This window comes from Occallatibacter sp. (assembly GCF_049510455.1).
Taxonomy (GTDB): domain Bacteria; phylum Acidobacteriota; class Terriglobia; order Terriglobales; family Acidobacteriaceae; genus Telmatobacter.
Genome location: NZ_JBEKYX010000002.1, coordinates 1 through 18,490 on the forward strand (window position 1 = coordinate 1; position 18,490 = coordinate 18,490).

The following is an 18,490-nucleotide window of genomic DNA, read 5'->3' on the forward strand; positions in this document are numbered from 1 at the left end:
CCATCCGGCGCTATTTCCACGAAGCGGCTAAAGGAGACCTTGGCGTCAAGCAGCAATGTAGGCGAGAAGGTATGGGTGACGTCCTGCCCTGCCGCCCAATTCTCACGGGTCTGGTTGATTGCTCCGTTGGCGGCGAGTCCGGTCAGGCCATTGTTGCTTTGGTATTGCGAGCCGGTCTGCCATTCGAAATAGCTGTACAGCTTGGTCTTGTCGCTGAGGTTGTAGTCCACGCGGACGCTGGGCTGGTAATAGTGTGTGAGGAGCGGCTGAGGCAGAAAGTAGTTGTCGCCCTTCGCGAAGTTCGTAGCGCCGGCTATATTCGGCAAGGGGATATACTTCAAAATCGCCAACGCGGTAGCGTTTATCTGACTTGAGGGAATCGTGTTGTTCGGGAACGGGGTTTGATACAGGTCGTTGGAGTTGTTGTTGCAACCATTTGCTGGGGTACCTTCGCCTGCGGGACAATTTGACGTGCCCGGCTGATAGATCGGAATCCCGTAAGGTTGGCCCGTCGAAGGGCCAAAATGAGTGGGATCCATTGCGGAGACAAGGCCAAAATTCACGCCCGCATTGCCATTGAAGCCCGGCCGGAGATAGGCCGGCGGCACGTTCATCGAGACTCCGCCACTGATCGATTCGTTGTATCCTTCGAATCCGAAGAAGAAGAAGAGCTTGTTCTTGAAAATCGGCCCGCCGAAGGTTCCATCGTACTGGTTTTCTACATACCCCTGGCGAGGAAGGCCAATAAGATTGTTCAGAAAGGAATTGGCCTCCATGAGCGCGCCTCCGTAGTTCTCCGAGACATCGCCGTGGAACTTGTTTGTACCGGCCTTGGTGACGACGTTGATGGTGCCGCCGGCAGTTCTGCCGTACTGGGCGTCGTAGTTGGTGGTCATCACATTGATTTCACCCACGGTGTTGAGATCGGGCGCGACATTCCAGGCTCCGGCGGCCTGGTTCTGGAAGGTGGTCTGCTGCGTGATATTGACGCCGTTGAGGGTGAACTGATTGGAGGAGCCGAGGGCTGCGTCGCCCTGGGGCGCGCCACCGCCAATGCTGTATCCGTTGTTGTTATCCGAGCCGCGGGTGCCGGTTCCGTTGGGTCCCATCGAGCCGTTATAGGACTGGCTGCCGGGGGTGGTCCCGATCAATGTAAAGACTTGTTGCCCGTTGAGCGGGACTGCCTGCAGTTCTCGCTCCTGGATCAGGTTACCGCCGGACCCGGTGGTCGTTTCAAGCTCCGGAGGAGCGTCCGTGACCGTTACCTGGTCTGTGGTTGCGCCCACTTCCAGTTTGAAGTTCTGGCCGAATCCCTGCGCCGCGAACATGCGCACATTGTCCTGGATGGCAGTCTTGAATCCCTTGGCCGTGACGCTGACCGTATAGGTGCCCGGAAGCACATAAGGGATGTAGTACGTGCCATCGTTGGTTGTTTTGGCCGTATAGGTGGTTTTGGAATCTACCTCGACAGCAGTCACCGTAGCTTTGACAACCACCGCGCCCGTTGGGTCTGACACTCGCCCGGAAAGGGTTGCGCGGAACTCCTGTCCATAAGATGGCCTCATACAGATTGCGCTTAATAAGCACAACAGGACAAGGGCTCGGCTTGCGTTAAATCCGCCAATCCGGCCTATCAGAGACCGTAGAGAATGCTCTGTTGGAACGTGATGCATCTGAGTCCTCCCAAAAAATTGCATTGGTTTTCGCCAAGTAAGTTCCGTTGAATAACGGGTTTTGCAGAGATATTTTTGTTTCTACGCGGACATTCGACAAGCATGGAACCGAGTCCAATATGCGCTGGTAACGATTCCAAAAACAGCAACATTCTTCAGTGGCCCTTCCTCGTTGTCGATGTCTTTCTTGCAGCATTGGAACCAATTTTGTGCCTGATGGTAACGATTCCAAAAATTTAGAATTATTTTGCTACTACTCTATTCCGTTGTCAATGTTTTTTTCGATTTACGGGGAATTATGGCGAATCCAGCATGAATTCCGCCAGGACGATTGGCGTTTGACAGGGCACGGTCAGTCCGCTTCTCCGCACCCGCAAGATCTGCGCAAAATGAGATGAGTATCAAGCATTTTAAGTTCCCTGGCGTCTTTTGAAGACTGCTCGCACTCCCGAGTATCCGTTCAAACAGGAGATCGCGACTGTGCGTCCAATCTCCTGAAATGAGGCCATCAACACGATGCCTGACCAGCATTCTGACATTCTCAATCTCGTTTTTCAGATCGTTTTGAGTAGAAGCGATAATCAACAGAGAGTCATGCGTTCGAGCCACGGCATGGGCAGCTTCAGCGCAGCTCGACGTGTCCAATCTCGGCGCCGCGAAGGTGGCTGACTCGATGCTGACGTTGCTTTCAGGGCGGGTGAGCCGGAAAATGCTTGAGTGCTATTCGCACGCGAAAACCGATGCGAAGCGGCGCGCGGTGGAGATGCACATAAACTCCGAAATGGAGTTGGAATCCCCACAAATTCCCCCACAGTCAAACCCCGACCATGAGGTCAAAGTCCACTAAGTTATTGATTCTAAGTGGTAGGCGAGGCAGGGCTCGAACCTGCAACCCCCGGCTTAGAAGGCCGGTGCTCTGTCCAGTTGAGCTACTCGCCCGTAACTCGTTTACTGCGCTTCTTTTATTGTAGCGGCGAATTGGAATTTCGGTTGGCCCAGACAGCTAAAACGGAATCTGCAAAGGTATGCAGTGCTTCTCCGAGAACAATTTTGGCGGCTTCTTCCGACTGGCCGCAGGCCGTGAGGTACGCGGTCACGCCCAGTGCAACTTTGCCGGCGAAAACAGCGCGCCGAATCACCAGATCCGTACGGCAGCAACGCAGCGAAACCAGGCGAAGCTGAGCACAAAGATCAACACAGTCCTGCCTGATCGTGTCTGGCTTCTCCCATCGCTGCGGATCGCGAGCCGTTAGATCGATATAGCAGGCCGATGCGGCCTCTGCCATGCCGGGCGGCGCATCCAGTTCATCCGTATCGAGCGATTCTTCGTCAAGATTCACTGGCCACACATCGCACTTCGACGTCCGTACAATCGCGTCCGGCCTGTTCAAACGGATAAGCGCCTCAGCCAACTGGGGGAAGTCCGCAGCTTCCGGTAACTCAGTTGCTTTTTCGGGATGCGCGGCCAGATTAACGAGGCTTTCCCACGATGCGTCGATTACCGGAGCGTCCGGGCCGATCTCAAACTCCCAGTCGGCTTCCATGTCTCAGGCGGCAACTTCCTGAAGGTAACGGATCACTGCCGCTTCAGCCCAATGCACTTCCATGCCTTTTCCAGTGGAAAGAAAAGCGCAGTGCCCACCGTGCGGGGTCTCCACCAGCGTGATCTGCCGGTTGGCCAGGAGGGTTTCGCGCGTCTCCTGCGTGAGGCGAATGAATGGATCGTCCAGCGCGCGCAGCACCAATGTGGGCACGGCAATGCCGTCAAGGACGCGGGCTGCCGCGGCGCGATAGTAGTAATCGCTGGAATCGCGAAAGTCGCAGTAGCGCGCCACGATCTTGTCATCGAAGTCCCGCAGCGAACGAATGGATGCGAGATCGGCTGTGGAGTAAATATCGGGAAAGAGCGCGGCCTTGGTCTTGTAACGCCGCAAAAGCCGCCGCAAAAAGTGCCACTCGTAAAAGCGGTTGCGAGGCGTGTGCAGAGCGTCAGAGCTGACTGCCAGATCGATGGCTGGGCAAACGGTGGCTACTGCGCAGAGAGGCGTTCGCGCGCCCCACTCACCGGCGAGCTTGAGCGCAAGATTGCCGCCCATGGAGTAGCCGATAAGCGCTACGTGCTCAAGATTCTTGAGCCGCGTGTAATGCTCCACTACTGCGCCTACGTCCTCGGAAAGACCGGAGTGGTAGAGCGTGGGCGTCAGCGCATCTGTGCCGCCGCAGTTGCGCATATTCATGCGCACTACGTTCCATCCGGCGTTCCATGCGCGCGTGGCTATGCCCTGGATGTAGCGAGAGTCAGACGATCCTTCAAGCCCATGCACCAGTACGACAGTGAGCCGGCTGCCGGTGTCGCTGCCGGGCTGCCAATGGCAATGACAGAGTACGCGGCTGTTGTCTCGCGGGTCCACCACGATTTCATCTGTGCTCGAAGCGAGCCGGAAGGCTGAGCGGGGATAGACATCGCCGACGATTGTCTGGGCGTGTCCGTTGGTAAGCCCGCGCCGGGGCGTGAATGTGCTGAGCCAGTTGGATGGAGCTTTTGGATTGGCAACGATTGGAAGAGCGGATGTGCCGAGAGGCGTGCCGATTTCAGAGATCACAGAGGCGGCGGGCTGAAGCGAGTGGGCTGTGGTGTCCATCCGATAAAAGTAAGTAGAAAGAGAGGCACTGCTTGTGCGAACAAGAAACATTCGCACTATTATTCTCTTTGACTTATCTAACTCAGATTATCACAAATCGCACTACGCTCCTTCCGGCAGCACTGTATATTGGCGCCTCACTAGCCATAGCAGGATTCCGACTGTGGCCCAGCACGAGCCTACGATGAGGGCAAGCCATCCGAGGTTTGCCCAGAGGCAAAGGCATGTGGCGAAGCCTCCGAGTGAGAGCAGCATGGGAAACCACTTCCGGCCGCCTCCGTGCCGCCATAAACGCAGCATGGAAGCCACGTTGACGCCCATGAATGCGAGTAGTGCGCCGTAGTTGAGCAGCTCTGTGCCGAGCTCATAGCTGAAGATCAATGCTCCTACCAGGCAGATGGCTCCAATCAGCAGCACGTTGTTGCGCGGAATACGGCTTTTGGGATCGACTGCGCCGAAGAAGCGTTTGGGCAGCGCGCCATCTTTTCCCATGGCGTAAAGCAAACGCGCCGCGCCAAGCTGCGAGGCCATGCCGGAGCCGATGTTTGCCAGCAGCAGGGAACTGTTCACGATGAGAAAGAGAATTGGTCCGCCCATTCGGCCGGAGACATGCACGTAGGCTGTATCGAGGTCAGGGAAAGCAAGACCGCGCGGCCACACGAGCTGCGCGACATAGACTTCAACGCTGGCAAGAATGCCTGTGACAAGACAGGTGAGCACGATTGCGCGCGGAACACTGCGCGCTGGATCTTTCGCTTCATCGGTGAGCGTGGAGATGCCATCGAAGCCGATGTAGGTTAGCACCGCGATGGAGGTTCCGCGCAGCAGCCCGTGGGTACTGAATGTGGAGGGATCATAAAACGGCGTCAGAAAAAAAGCTGTGCCGGGATGCGAAAGATGCATCAGCCATCGCACTGCCGCAACCAGCACCAGCACAATCACCAGTCCCAGCGCGGCTGCCATGCCTGCATTGATGCGCGCGGAGGTCTCCACTCCATTGAGGTTAAGCAGCGTGAAGAAAATTGCAAAGAAGATGGCCAGGGCCCAATACGGCACGCCGGGAAGAAAGTTTCCCGCAGCCTTGCTGCACCAGATGGTGCAGATCAGCGGATTCAAAACATAGTCCATGACCAGGCACCAGCCGGTGAGGTATCCCAGGCTTGGATGAATCTCCTTGCCCACGTACAAAAATGCTGAGCCGCCTTGCGGATACGCGCGCGCCATGCGGCCATAGCTGATGGAGGTGAACAGCATGGCCACCAGCGCCAGCAGAATCGCCGTCACCACGTGCCCGCGCGCTTCCTGGTAAATTACGCCGAAGCTGGGCATGGGCGCCGTGGGCTGAATCAGGATGATGCCGTAGAGCACCAGATCCCAGAAGCCCAGGCTGCGCTTTAGTCCAGTTTCCTGCGTCGTAGCTGTCATCGCCCACCTTTGCTGGTGGTAGAAGTCTTCTCCGGCGTTAGCTTAACCGGCGCGATATTCCATCCCTCTACCTGCACTGAAAGCGTATCGGGCGCGTCGTCCGGCAACTGCGCGGTAAGCTCAGATGTTTCGCCAGGCGCAAGCTCGATCCAGTTGTCGGACCAGTACACCGGAGCAATCAGGCCTCCGTTTTCTGTTGTGACTGCGGCGCGGACCTGAAAGGCCAGTGCCTGTGGAGAATTGTTCAAGCGCACGTGCAGCACGCGTCCATGCTCTGATTTATCAACCGTGACAGAGGCTTCCACCTTCGCCGGCGGCAAGCTTGCCAGCGCGCTTAAATCCTCATGACGCTGCGCAGGGGTGTGAGTGTAGTCCGTGTGAGGAAAGTCGAAGCTTGTCAGTGTTCTGGGAACCCAGTAGAAGTTACGACTGACTGTGTGTCCTGTTGCATCTTTCAGTGTGAGGTCAACGAAAAGCAACCGCTCCGGTCCCACAAACAGCGAATCGGGAATCGAAAAGACACGCTGCACGCTATCCGCAGCGGAGTTCAGCGTGACATCTTCCTTGTACAACTCATTCCAATGCACTCCATGCACTGTCAGGCTTGCCTGCAGACCCTCTACGGGCTGGTACGTGCTGTTTACCACAGCGATGGACGCATCATCATACGAGTATTGAATATGTAGCGGCTCGCAGGCTTTTCGTACCGCAAAGTATCCTGCGTCTGCATCGAGATAGTAGTCGTATAGATGCCAGATCATCGACGGCCATGCATTGTTGAGCATCCACTGGATCACGCCGGTTGAGCTGTACTTGTTCCGGGTGTACGCCTCATACATGGCGCGCTCTGAGTCGTATGCCATGGTCTGCCCCACGCGCTCATACTCTGCGGCACTGTGCGGGGGCGCATATACTGCGGCCATTGCTTCGTTAAAGACGGTAAGAGTTTTGAACTCTCCGCCGCCGTTATGAAAGCTCCATGCATCGCTTGGCGGCCAGGCTTCCGGATCGGCCAGGAACTTCGCTCTACCGGCAAGAGAGGGAATTGCAGGACCGGGGCTCGTCTCCATGTTGAATCCGAATCCTCCACCATTTTGCTTGTCTACATACCAGTAACTTGGAGCGACGTAGTCATACGGGCCACTCATCTTGACGCCCGTCTGGCCCGCGTTCACCGTGGGCGCGCCTGTCGCGGAAGACAGCGTTGGATTCGGCCAATGCGTCTCCACTTCAACATCCAGGTATGCTTTCTCCACATTTGCGGGCGGAGGATTATCGCTGCCGTTGAGCCATACCAGCAGGCTTGCGTGATGGCGCAACCGCAGCATCTGCGAGCGCAAGGAAGCTGTGGCGATGATCAGATCTTCCGGCGTCCAGGTATTCCAGCGCTCCCAATGATCGCAGCAGCACCAGCCCAACATCACCAGGATTCCCTGCTCATCGGCCAGGTGAAAGAAGTCCTCCGTTTCCAGCTTGCCTTCGAGGCGAATTGTGTTCAGGTGCATCTCGCGCACGAGCTGGAACTGATCCTTCAGCCTGCGCTCATCTGTGCGCAGCAACATATCCTGGCTCCAGCCCGCGCCGCGAATCAGAATGGGCTTGCCGTTGACGCGAAAGAGCCGCGAGCCATTTGAAGTTAGCTCGGAGGTGATCTCGCGGAATCCGAAGTCCACGCTGCGCTCATCGGACTTTGCGCCGCCGACATTGACACTCATGGAAAGCTGTTCGAGGTGCGGCGTTCCCATCTGTGCCGGCCACCACGGCGTGGCATTATGAATCTTCAATTGCGTAAATTTCTCTGGCGTAAATACGACCGTCTTGTCTTCATGGGCAGCCAATTCTACCGGCTGTTCAAAATGCACGCCCGCTGCCGAGCCCGTGACTGTGACCTTTACTGGATGGTCGGCCGCATTGTGCAGCTCGGCGTAAACCGTCAGCTCTGCCACCTTCAGGCTTTCGTCTTGAAAATGCGTCACGGCCATTGGCGAGCGCAGCGTAACCGGGCCGGATGAACCGAGGATCACCTCTCCCTGCAGGCCCATATCTTTATCCGGAGGACAAGGGTTCCAATCCACCCAGTTGATGCCGAGATCCTTTTCTGTCGGCGCAAACGTCTCCACTGCCAGCACGTTCTGCGCGCCTGGCTTCACATAATCCGTTACATCCAGGTCATAAGTGCGATATGCGCCAGCGATGGTTGTTCCATCGGCAACTTTGCGGCCATTTACCCACACTTCGCCGCGATAATTGATTCCGCCGAAGTGTATCCACGTGCGTTTATCGCGCTCCGTGCTCGATGGCACTGCGAACTCTGTGCGATACCACCATCCACAGTTGTAAGGGCTGTCCTTCGGCATCGGGAGATTGGAGAAATTTTGACCCATGGGATAGGTCGTGCCCGGGATCGATCTCAGATTCATTCCGAAGAATGGATCGGGCACAAGCTTATTGGCCACCTGCGCGGCCAGCACTGTGCTTGGCACGCGCACGTTCTGCCAATCTTCTACCGCGAATCCTGGCGCGGAGATGGCCTCTCCGCCCGCATGCAAAGTGCATGCCGATTGCAGCCGCCATCCATCGTGCAGCGGCGTTGAGTTTTTCTGAGCCACAGCCACAGGCAATGTCAGTATTGCCAGAAATGCAAAACCCCATCCCATTTTCATCACCGCGAAGTCTCCTTCCGTCTCTGCTTTGCCGGCGGCGCGGTTGATGTCCGCACAATCAGCTCTGGTTGTGTCTTGTGTAGTTTTGCCTTGGCCGGCGAGTTTGCGCCGGACTGAATTGCCTGCAGCACGCGTTCAGCCGCTTCGATTCCCATCTCGCGCAGAGGTTGTCGAATGGTTGTGATTGCAGGCGTTGCCACTTCCGCCGGCAGCACATCGTCAAATCCTGTGACGGAATAATCCTGCGGTACTCGCACTCCACCCTCGGAAAGCCCGCGTACTACGCCCAGCGCCGTGAGGTCATCGAATGCAAGCACCGCGGTAAATTGTTTGCGCGACTTCAGCATCTCACGCGCAAAGCGCAGACCGCCCTCAAAGCCGGAAGCAGGCCCAACCACTCCTGGAAGCTGAAAGACCAGGCTCTGATCCAACTTCATCCCGGTCTCTGCGACAACGCGTTGAATGCCTGCCCATCGCGGCTCGCTGTCACACATCTCTTCCGGCCCGCGAATCACAGCGATTCGCCTGTGGCCGAGATCATATAGATGCCGTGCCGCCAGCGCCCCGCCCACCTCATTGTCCACGAGAATTGAGTTGATCTCGCGTGAGGTCAGGTCGCGGCCAACAATCGCAATGGGCACATTGTTCTTGCGAATATCTCCCAGAAGATTGTTTTCTTCAAATACCCAGCTCGCCAATACGATCACGCCCTCGGCGCGCCGTTCCAGCAGAGTATGCAGGTAGTTATCGAAGAGCTTGCGCTGCGTCTGCGCATCCATGACCAGCAGCATGTAGCCTGCTTTGTGCGCGCCTTCCTGAATACCGCGCATGAGCGGTACGCAGAAGGGATCTGAAAGATCGAACGCCAGGACGCCGATCGTCATTGTGCTGCGCCGCCGCAGGCTTCGCGCGTACGCATCCGGGTGATAGCCGAGTTGACGCGCAATTGTGCGGATGTGTTCGCGCGTTTTTTCAGCCACGTTTTGCGAGAGCGGAGCTTCACTCAGAACAATCGACACAGTAGATACGGAGAAGTCGCTAGCGCGCGCGATGTCGAGTAGTGTCACGTGTCCTGACTTTCGCTGGCCCACCCGCATACCTCCTGCCCACCGATCTCTTCGGCTTGGAATTTTCTTTATTGACACCTTAGCAAATCGGACATATAGTTCGCTAAACGCTGATTCAAACGTTTCAATCAATATAATCCCGGAGGCCCGAGATGAGAATTGAAAAATTTGGAAGGATGTTTTTCCTGAGCAAATTATGTTGCCTGATCCTGTTACTCGTCTCTTCGCGCCTCCTTTTGGCGCAGGCTGGCCGAGGAGCCATCAGCGGTCTTGTTACGGATTCCACCGGCGCCATCATCCCCGGCGCTTCAGTGACCGCGAAAGATACCGCAACAGGTTCACAGCTTGTTACCAAGTCAACCGCATCAGGGCTATATTCCTTTATTTCGCTCTCTCCCAGCCGATATGAAATCTCTGTGAGCGCCCAGGGATTTGACACCCTGCTTCAAAAGAATGTCGTTGTAACTCTCGACCAGACAACTACCATCAATCTTTCGCTGAAGGTAGGCTCTGTCGCCCAGGTGGTCACGGTTACGGAGGCTCCAGAGCTTGTCGACACCAGCAACTCCACGGTTGGCCAGCTCATCAACGCCGAGACTATCGATCGTGTGCCATTGCTGACACGCAATGTTTACGACCTTATTCAGCTCAGCGCCGGTGTCACTCCCGCCAACGGCACGCCGAACTCCTCCAGCTCTTATGCCATCAATAACATCTCTTCCGGACGCCCGAACATCGACGTTTCCTCCTACACGATCAATGGCGCGATCGTAGGATCGGTCTATTACATGGTGGATGGCAGCCCCATCGGCGTGGCTGAAAATAACGCAGCCACCATACTTCCATCTACAGATATTCCCGAAGATGCCGTTGATGAAGTTCGCGTGGAGACGCAGAATACTCCGGCCTCCTATCAAAGCGGTGCAGCCGGCGTCATCAGTGTGGCCAGCAAATCCGGCACAGAAAAATTCCACGGCTCTGCCTTCGGCGTCTTCCGTCCCAGTGTTCTCGCCGCAAACGAGTACTTCAACAAGCAGAGCCAGATTGAGGCAGGCACGCCTAATACCCCGCCGGAATTCCATCGGTATCAGGAGGGCGGGTCCATCGGCGGGCCGCTCTGGCATAAGAAGCTGTTCTTCTTTGGCGACTATGAGGCCACGCAGCAGGAGCAATATGATGCCTCCAACCGCTTTGTCGTTCCTACCACTGCAGAGCGTGGCGGCGACTTCTCAGCCGATCCTTTTACGATTTACGACCCTACGCAGCCCGATATTGCTTCTGGTCCGCTGGCGGGTACGCGTCAGCAAGTAACCAACAACACCATCGCCACACCGAACGCCACTGCTACGCAGTTCCTTGCACAGATGCCCAAGTGCAACATGAGCAATGTGAACGGCGTTGCCTGCGATTCACAATCAGATGACCTTTCTCCAAACTTCTTTTTGCCGGGTCTCGATCCCTCCACCGCGCAAAAATTCGATGTCCGCATCGACTGGGTCCAGAGCGAGAATCAGCGTATCTTCGGACGCTTCTCCTTCGATCAACATACTCAGGCTACTTTTAACGCCTTTGACAACATGTGGGATCTTTACTATGCGCAGAACGTTACCAACGCGCGCAACATTCTTATTGCCGACGATCTGACGCTGAGCCCAACCATGGCGCTGAATCTGCGTTACTCCTTTACCCGTCATTTTGAGGATCAGGGCGGCGATCCGCGGCAGAACGGCTTCGACATCACTACGCTCGGCTTTCCATCCTCGCTTGCGGCTCAGGAGGTCGACAAGTTACTACCCTTTGCTTTATTCAACGATGCGTTTGCGAACAATGGTATCGACGGCGTCGGTGGAACTGCGGATTTCAACACCTTCCAGTTCGCCAGCGAAAACTCGGATGCGAGCGCCGCGCTCACCAAAACCTTCGGCAAGCACGAACTTTCTGCGGGCTTCGAATACATGAAGCGCTTTATGAATATTGGCCAGCCTCCGGCTCCCTCCGGTGCTTACGCTTTTGATATTTCCGCCACTGACCAGACCACCAACACCGCCGTTGGCGGCAGTGACTTCGCATCGTTTCTCTTGGGGCAGGGCACAACGCCCGGAACTGAATCGAACGGTTATCCGAGCTTTACCAAGGACCTCTTTGCCGCTGAAGCAAGCCCCTACTATGCGGCGTTCGTAGAAGACACCTGGCATCCTACAAAATCCTTCACCATTACCGCCGGGCTTCGCTGGGATATCTTCGGTGGCAAGACCGAACGCCACAATCGGCTCGAATACTTTGATTCCGCAATCAATGCGACTGCGGGTGGTGTGAATTACACCGGCGCGGAAGTCTACGCATCGAATGGCAATCGCTCGCCCTTCACCACCAACCTCACGGACTTGGGCCCGCGTCTCGGCTTCTCCTGGCAGCCTACCAAGCACGTTGTCTTCAACGGCGGCGCAGGCATTTACTACGGTCCCAGCGTGCAGATGGTCGGCAACGCCAATCTCGATAGCGATGGTTATTCCACCAGCACCACATGGAATGCCACGCAATGGAACAACGACCCTAACACGATCAACTACGATTGCAATTCCAACCCAAATCTCTGCGGTCTCCAGGGCAACACCGTTATTCTTAATCCGCTCAATAACCCATTTCCCAATGGAGTTGTGCAGCCAATTGCGCATCCCACCGGCTACGCCAATAACCTTGGCACCACGCTCAACGCCATGCTGCACTCTCAGCGCACGCCCACTACATACAACTTCAACTTCGGCTACCAGATTGAACTTTCGCACGCCATCGTATTCAGCGCGGCGTATGTAGGCAGCCGTGGGCTCTTTCTGCCGTTTGGCGTCGTGGACGTCAACGAACTCGATCTTGCCACCATTGGCAAATATCAGTCCGCTCTGCAAAATACATTCGTCCCCAATCAGTGGGCGTCCATTCAAGACCCGACGAACACTTACTATGGCTCGGCGACCGTTCCGCTCTTCATCGCCCTGCAACCCTTCCCGCAGTTCGGCAATGGCAGTTATGGCTCCGGCAATGGCGTGAACATTCACGGCTATCCTGGTGGGGATTCTGAATACAGTTCGCTGCAGACCAAGCTGCAGAAGCGTCTTACCAAGCACTTCACGATGCTCAGCAGTTTCACCTGGGCCAAGCTCATGACGGACGACGGCAATCCACCACTCGGGTTCGTTGGCTCGCACCTCGGCGCTGCGCAGGATACTCGTAACCTCTCGTTTGAGCACTCCGTCAGCCCGCAGGATGTGAAGCGCCAGTTCACCGGCGAAGCTTCCTACGATCTGCCGTTTGGCAGGGATCGTGCCGTCGCTCTTAACCGCGCAAGCAATGCTGTATTCGGGGGCTGGACCCTCAACGGTATCTACTACTGGAGCACAGGCATTCCTATCGCTTCGCCGGTCGTCGGTGCCGCCAACGCCTACTTCAACCAGCGTCCAGATCTGAGCTGCAATCCTGCCGCTGGCGCGCCGCACACCCTGGCCACCTGGTTCAACTACAACTGCTTTACTATTCCATCGCCATACATAGCTGGCACCGCGCCTGCCTATCTTGACGGTGTACGCACCATGGGCGCCAAAAATCTCGATCTCTCTATTTACAAGGTGTTCAGCCTTGGGGAGACCCGGTCGGTCCGCATCGAAGCATCGTCGTATAACATCGCCAATCGCGCGCAGTTTGGTATGCCTAACGTTCCTGGCATGACTCAAACACTAGCTCCACCACCGCCAGGCGAGACAGTCAACCCAGTGGCTCAACTCTTCGGCCAGATTACTTCCACCGTTAACTCGCCTCGCCAGTTCCAGTTCGGTTCGCGCTTTACGTTCTAATCTCAGGACAGATAGGTATCTGAAAAACGTCAGTTTGGAAGCTCGCGTAGAGGAGTAGGGTCCTGGCTTAGGTCCTCCGTACCTTGCATGGGCGATTGAACTGAGGCGCGTGCTCCCAGAGATAATGCCTGCACTATGCGCGTTGAGCGGAGTTCGTTCCGGCAAGCCATTCAGAAGCGTAAGTATCTTTTTGTGAACATCTGCCTGGCGAGCCTCGGCAGCTTGTCGCGTAGTGATCGATGAGACTGTTGTCTGACGAGCAGCGACATATTTGTCTGCCAGAGCGTTGAAAGACTGGACAAGTTCAATACGGCCCTGGCTGGGAGCATGCGCAGCGGGTACTTGCGCGAAGGCGATGCCCGTGCAGGCGCAAATCAAAGTAAAGCGGCGAAGGAGTGCGGGAACAAATCGGGATATTGGCATGGTGTGTCCGTTACAAAAGTCACTGCAACTGGTAGGGCATAGCAGGCGGTGGAATGGGCGCAGGCGCTGGAGTGGCTTCAAGCGGCGTGGCATCGTCGAGCCCCTTGCCCGTTACGTTCACCGCGCTGAGCAGCGGGCCGCTAAAGCCACTTACATGAATCTCACTCAGGTCTGCGCGCCGAATATTTGCGAGAAAAATGCCCTTGCCGCACGTACCGGTAATGTTTGCGAGAGTGAAACCCTGAATCGGCACGGAAGGCACAGTGCTTGTGGCCTGGACGAGGGTCGGAACCTTGTTGACGCGGATGTTGCTGAAATGGAATCCGCGAGCGGCGGGAATGCCTTTATCTCCGGGGACAGGGAACTCATCCTGCTTTCCGCTATCCAGAAGATTAATGCGGAGAAAACCCTGCTGCGCGCCGCTGACATCAAGATCGTTGACGAAGATGTCTTCAATAAATGAGCCGCGGCCAAGGCGAGTTTTGATGTAGATTGCAAACGTGTGGGCCAGGGTACACTGGCACTGCTCAATGTGGACATTGCGGATGCCGCCGGAGGTTTCGCTGCCGATGCCGATGCAAGCCCAGTTGGTATCCGCGAAGATACAGTCAGTGATACGCACATCTTCAGTAAGACGAGCAAGCGCGTAACCTTCAGCACCACGGCCAGATTTGAGTGAGATGCAATCGTCTCCGGTTGAGAATTTGCAGCCATCGATGACGACACCTTTGCAGGAGTCAATGTCGATGCCGTCGGCTCCTCCGCGCACGGTGACGTTGCGGAAGGAGACTGTGTCGCAGCAGACCGGATGAATGGACCACATCTCGTTTTGCTCGGTAATGCAATCGACGATCTGAATCGTGGTGCAGTTGGTGAACTCAAGCAGGGCAGAGGCCTGTCTGCTTGTTAAGGCGGCCCGGAATGGTGGGGTTTCCGACGATGCGACCCGTGCCGGAGATGCCCATGTTTCGCGCGTCGGTAGCGGTGATAAGCGCGCTGTGCCCTTTAACCCAGCGTCCTTCCCAGCGGACCTGCATGAGCGGGTAATCGGCGAGTTCAGGCGATCCGAGGAGCGATGCGCCGGCGTCAAGATGGAGATGCACATTGGAGTGCAATACGATGCTGCCTATGAGATAGTCGCCCTGCGGGACAAAAATCTCTGCCCCACCGAATGCGTTGGCCCGGTCAATGGCCTGTTGAAAGGCGAGCGTGTCTTTGGTTACGCTATCTCCCGTTGCGCCAAAATCACGGACATTGAGCTTTACGGAAGTGGTGCCGGCGGGTGGTTCGCCGGCAGCGGCGAGGGTGTTGGGCATTAAGACCAATGGAAGCCCTGCGACTTCAGCGCTGGTTACGAGAAATCGGCGACGGCTTGACTGCATGGTTTTCCTCATAGGCTACGCGCGTATGAGACGCGCCGCCCTCCGTACGCAATACACTGGTGTTTCTGAAATCAGCAAGCGGGAGTTGCAATGGGAGTTCTGGATAAGTTTCGGCTGGATGGAAAAGTGGCGCTGGTGACGGGAGCAGCAAGTGGGCTGGGTGCGGCGATTGCAGTGGCTCTGGCAGAGGCGGGAGCGAATGTGGCGTGCCATGGCAATCGGCGCGCAGCCCACGATACGGCAGAGCTCGTCCGCTCGCTCGGACGCACGGCGGAAAGCTTTGCCGCAGACCTCAGCGCCACGGACGGAGCGGACACGCTCTATGCCGCGGTTACGGCAAGCATGGGTACTCCCGAGATTCTGGTCAACAATGCCGGAATGATCTACCGGGATGCAGCGGAGAATTTCGACATGGAAGCATGGATGAAAGTGGTGCAGGTAAATCTGACCAGTGTCTTCCGGCTGAGCCAGCTTGCAGGGTGCGCAATGCTCGAGCGCGAGCGCGGCAAGATCATCAACATCGCGTCTCTGTTGGCGTTTCAGGGCGGCATCCGTGTGCCGGCCTATGCCGCCTCCAAGGGAGGCGTGGCGCAACTGACCAAGGCCCTTGCGAACGAATGGGCCGCGCGCAATGTGCAGGTAAATGCAATCGCTCCCGGTTACTTTCGCACGGGGAACACTGCTCAACTGCAACAGGATGAAACGCGAAACCGGCAAATTCTGGAGCGGATTCCGGCGGGGCGATGGGGTGATCCCCAGGACCTGGCCGGTGCCGCTGTCTTTCTCGCCTCGGCAGCAAGCAACTATGTGACTGGCGAAGTCCTGGTAGTCGATGGCGGATGGATGGCGCGATAGGAGCACGCTATTCCTTCACTTTGATCACAATGCTGCTGTATGTCTCTCCCGGTGCAAGAATCAATTGATGCGGCGTGCCGGCAGGAATATGCACGACATCGCCTTTGCGGATAACCTGGCGCGTTCCGCCATCAATTCCGCTTCCCTTTGTTTCACCATCCGGCGCTGTTTGTGCGTGCTGCACCTGCCCTCCGGTGACCAGCGTGGCGCTGCCATCGGTGACAAAAAAAATGTCGTCGAAATGCGCGTGTATCTCGGCTCCGCCGCTACTGGCACGGACGGATAGCTTGATGGCGTGCGATTGGAAATCGCCAAGCGTAGCGCCACTGCTGCCGGAGGCTTTGGCCGGCGCAATAAGCGCCTCAAGCTGCGCCGCGACATCTTTACCAGCGTAAACCTGAGCGCCGGATGCCGATTGCGCGAGCACTGGAGCAGCAATCGCTATGGACCAAATAAAAGCCGGAATGAGTTTCATGCAGATACCTTTCAATTCAGCAAAGAATTTTCAGCGGAGCTGAATTCATATCGGTGTTTTCGCCGCCGATGCGCCAGAACGGCCTTTATTGCTGCTTCTGCTGCTCGATCAGCCAGCGCACTACTTCCTGGCCCGCGGCAAAGTTGTCATCAATAGGGGCACGTTTGCGCCCATCGGTGTATTCGTTGTAAATCCAGGGATCGACAACGGCAAACACTGTGCCCTTTCCATATTTCGTGGTGGCAATAACGATAGTTCCGCGATCCGTAAGCAGAGAGCGAGCCGCCGCGGAGACCGTAATCGTGCACGTGTCCTTCATATAGAGCGTGTGCGCGCCATGAAATAGCGCACCATCGGGCTGCACCGCAATCAGGCCCGGAGCATAGTCATCCCCCACGACGTGATGACTCAGGACAGTATTGAAGTGAATGCCGAACCGATCAGCGATATTGTTGAAATGCTCAATGTCGGCGTTTGGGGGATCATTTTCAAGCAGCACAAGAACGCCGCCCTGCTTGACCCATTTAGCAATTTCTTCGCCGTCCTCGGGCTGTGCGTAGTGCGGGTTCGGATTTTTCGAAGGATTATCCGGCGAAGCAATCACATAGTATTGCGCCTGCTCAAGATTCTTCGCTGTAGGCGCGCTATAAAGCGTTCCGAGCGCCGCGCCATGGCTTGCAAACATGCTGCCAAGCAGCGAGTAGCCGCTGTCGCTCATGTCGTCCCATTTGTAATGGAAGAATTCATCTTGTCCGGCAGCATTTTTTCGCTTCTGGCTGTTGAACCACGCATCGACAACAACGGTCTGGCCGCGCGCATCGAATTGCGCTTTGGGTCTATCCGGTGAGTTCTCCATTTCGGAGGCTGCCAGTAGAAATGCACCAACGCCTTTGGGATCGTTGTCGCCCACGGGCGCATGCACATAGTAATCGTAGCTGCCGTCACGGTATGGCGTGCCGCCGAGCCCGACTGCTTTCACGCTGCTGGTCAACGTAATCGAACCATCTGTTCCCGTCTGGAAAAAATGATCTTGGATACCCTTCCAGGCGCGGCTTGCGTTGGCGGAGTACTGTGCTGGCAGATAACCCAGACGTACGCCTTTTTCAAGCGCATAAGCAAACATGCATGCTGCGGAGGACTCGAAGTAATTTCCCTTTTCGCCGGGCTTGTCGAGCACCTGGTACCAGAGCCCGGTGTGCGCGTCCTGCACCAGCGCTACGGCCTGGGCTGTGCGATTGAGAATGCCGATCAACCTGGCCCGTCCTGGGTCATTCTGCGGATAAAAGGGCAGGGCATCTGCCAGTGCCATCATGTACCAGCCCATGCCGCGGGCCCAGAAGATGCGTGAAGCGCCCGTAGTTTTGTTACTCCACGGCTGCTTCCGCGATTCATCCCACGCGTGATACAGCAACCCTGTTTTCGGGTCTCTCGCGTGTGCTTCCATCAGCGTGAACTGTTGCGTGATGTCGGCAAAGTCCTGCGGCTCCTGAAAGACCTCAGCATATTCGGCATAGAAAGGCTCAGCCATGTAAAGGCCATCTAGCCACATCTGATCCGGGTAAATCTGCTTGTGCCAGAAGCCTCCGGATGCAGCACGTGGTTGCGTAGAAAGCTGCCCACGCAGCAAAGTCGCGGCCTTGTAGTAACGGGCATCTCTGGTCACGCGATAAAGAAGCAGCAACTCGCGGCCCAGCGCGATATTGTCCAGCGTGCTCGCGGCCGGATCATAGGTTGGAATGGAGCCATCGGGCGAAACCAGAGTGTCAACGGATTCTTTGATGTATCGGAAATAGCTGCCATCAGCGGTCGAGTACCAGACCGCGTTCATGCCATTCAGCAGCGTGGCCAGTTCATAGTTCCACTTCCACTTTTCATCCGGCACCGTAAAGCGGCCCTGAGGCCAGCGAGTTATCGTTGCGTTGGCCATGCGCTGTGAGATGGGGATCTGCTGAGCAACAGCAGCGCAGCAGAATACGATGCAAAGCAGCAGGGTGATTGAGCGCGGATAGAAGCGACGAAATGGCAGCATTGCAGGAGTCT

Annotated in this window: 12 protein-coding genes and 1 tRNA gene; 2 read left to right on the forward strand and 11 right to left on the reverse strand. The window is 56.4% G+C overall.

Going from position 1 to position 18,490, the window contains the following annotated elements:
* The 7 genes from ABSG47_RS00455 to ABSG47_RS00485 all read right to left on the reverse strand — a co-directional run.
* A partial coding sequence (locus tag ABSG47_RS00455) for a carboxypeptidase-like regulatory domain-containing protein (RefSeq protein WP_424164935.1) occupies positions 1 to 1,565 on the reverse strand: 1,565 nt, incomplete at its 3' end.
* Positions 1,566 to 2,535: 970 nt separating this feature from the next.
* Positions 2,536 to 2,612, reverse strand: a tRNA-Arg gene (locus tag ABSG47_RS00460).
* A gap of 23 nt (positions 2,613 to 2,635) precedes the next feature.
* A complete protein-coding gene (locus tag ABSG47_RS00465) occupies positions 2,636 to 3,217 on the reverse strand; it encodes a hypothetical protein (protein ID WP_424164938.1) in 582 nt (193 codons plus the stop codon).
* A 3-nt stretch (positions 3,218 to 3,220) separates the two neighbouring features.
* Positions 3,221 to 4,366 (reverse strand): YheT family hydrolase, encoded by a 1,146-nt coding sequence (locus ABSG47_RS00470; RefSeq protein ID WP_424164941.1) that lies wholly within the window; start codon positions 4,364 to 4,366, stop codon positions 3,221 to 3,223.
* 51 nt (positions 4,367 to 4,417) lie between these two features.
* Positions 4,418 to 5,740 (reverse strand): APC family permease, encoded by a 1,323-nt coding sequence (locus tag ABSG47_RS00475; RefSeq protein WP_424164943.1) that lies wholly within the window; start codon positions 5,738 to 5,740, stop codon positions 4,418 to 4,420.
* Positions 5,737 to 8,403 (reverse strand): glycoside hydrolase family 2 protein, encoded by a 2,667-nt coding sequence (locus ABSG47_RS00480; RefSeq protein ID WP_424164946.1) that lies wholly within the window; start codon positions 8,401 to 8,403, stop codon positions 5,737 to 5,739. Before ABSG47_RS00480 ends, ABSG47_RS00475 begins: the two co-directional genes overlap by 4 nt.
* Positions 8,403 to 9,500, reverse strand: coding sequence for a LacI family DNA-binding transcriptional regulator (locus ABSG47_RS00485; RefSeq protein WP_424164948.1), 1,098 nt, complete (start codon positions 9,498 to 9,500; stop codon positions 8,403 to 8,405). The genes ABSG47_RS00480 and ABSG47_RS00485 overlap by 1 nt, the downstream gene beginning before the upstream one ends.
* A 122-nt stretch (positions 9,501 to 9,622) precedes the next feature.
* On the opposite strand from ABSG47_RS00485, the gene ABSG47_RS00490 reads away from it, so the two are divergent.
* Entirely contained in the window at positions 9,623 to 13,315 is a 3,693-nt protein-coding gene (locus tag ABSG47_RS00490; protein ID WP_424164951.1) for an outer membrane beta-barrel protein, read from the forward strand.
* 442 nt (positions 13,316 to 13,757) lie between these two features.
* Here the strand turns inward: ABSG47_RS00490 and ABSG47_RS00495 are convergent, their stop codons facing one another.
* Both ABSG47_RS00495 and ABSG47_RS00500 read right to left on the reverse strand, forming a co-directional pair.
* A complete protein-coding gene (locus ABSG47_RS00495) occupies positions 13,758 to 14,624 on the reverse strand; it encodes a glycoside hydrolase family 28 protein (RefSeq protein WP_424165116.1) in 867 nt (288 codons plus the stop codon).
* Positions 14,617 to 15,120, reverse strand: a complete 504-nt coding sequence (locus ABSG47_RS00500) for a glycosyl hydrolase family 28-related protein (protein WP_424164954.1) — start codon at positions 15,118 to 15,120, stop codon at positions 14,617 to 14,619. The genes ABSG47_RS00495 and ABSG47_RS00500 overlap by 8 nt, the downstream gene beginning before the upstream one ends.
* Before the next feature lie 90 nt (positions 15,121 to 15,210).
* Here ABSG47_RS00500 and ABSG47_RS00505 point away from each other — a divergent pair, with 90 nt between their 5' ends.
* Positions 15,211 to 15,975 (forward strand): SDR family oxidoreductase, encoded by a 765-nt coding sequence (locus ABSG47_RS00505; protein ID WP_424164956.1) that lies wholly within the window; start codon positions 15,211 to 15,213, stop codon positions 15,973 to 15,975.
* Positions 15,976 to 15,982: 7 nt separating this feature from the next.
* Here the strand turns inward: ABSG47_RS00505 and ABSG47_RS00510 are convergent, their stop codons facing one another.
* Positions 15,983 to 16,450 (reverse strand): cupin domain-containing protein, encoded by a 468-nt coding sequence (locus tag ABSG47_RS00510; protein ID WP_424164959.1) that lies wholly within the window; start codon positions 16,448 to 16,450, stop codon positions 15,983 to 15,985.
* Between the two features lie 85 nt (positions 16,451 to 16,535).
* A complete protein-coding gene (locus tag ABSG47_RS00515) occupies positions 16,536 to 18,479 on the reverse strand; it encodes a glycoside hydrolase family 88 protein (RefSeq protein WP_424164962.1) in 1,944 nt (647 codons plus the stop codon).
* Positions 18,480 to 18,490 lie beyond the last annotated feature (11 nt).

Coding starts and splice junctions, on each gene's coding strand:
- ABSG47_RS00505 (WP_424164956.1), top strand. CDS start 15,211: ATGGGAGTTCTGGATAAGTTTCGGCTGGATGGAAAAGTGGCGCTGGTG.
- ABSG47_RS00470 (WP_424164941.1), bottom strand. CDS start 4,366: ATGTTTCTTGTTCGCACAAGCAGTGCCTCTCTTTCTACTTACTTTTAT.
- ABSG47_RS00485 (WP_424164948.1), bottom strand. CDS start 9,500: ATGCGGGTGGGCCAGCGAAAGTCAGGACACGTGACACTACTCGACATC.
- ABSG47_RS00490 (WP_424164951.1), top strand. CDS start 9,623: ATGAGAATTGAAAAATTTGGAAGGATGTTTTTCCTGAGCAAATTATGT.
- ABSG47_RS00500 (WP_424164954.1), bottom strand. CDS start 15,120: ATGCAGTCAAGCCGTCGCCGATTTCTCGTAACCAGCGCTGAAGTCGCA.
- ABSG47_RS00510 (WP_424164959.1), bottom strand. CDS start 16,450: ATGAAACTCATTCCGGCTTTTATTTGGTCCATAGCGATTGCTGCTCCA.
- ABSG47_RS00465 (WP_424164938.1), bottom strand. CDS start 3,217: ATGGAAGCCGACTGGGAGTTTGAGATCGGCCCGGACGCTCCGGTAATC.
- ABSG47_RS00480 (WP_424164946.1), bottom strand. CDS start 8,403: ATGAAAATGGGATGGGGTTTTGCATTTCTGGCAATACTGACATTGCCT.
- ABSG47_RS00475 (WP_424164943.1), bottom strand. CDS start 5,740: ATGACAGCTACGACGCAGGAAACTGGACTAAAGCGCAGCCTGGGCTTC.
- ABSG47_RS00515 (WP_424164962.1), bottom strand. CDS start 18,479: ATGCTGCCATTTCGTCGCTTCTATCCGCGCTCAATCACCCTGCTGCTT.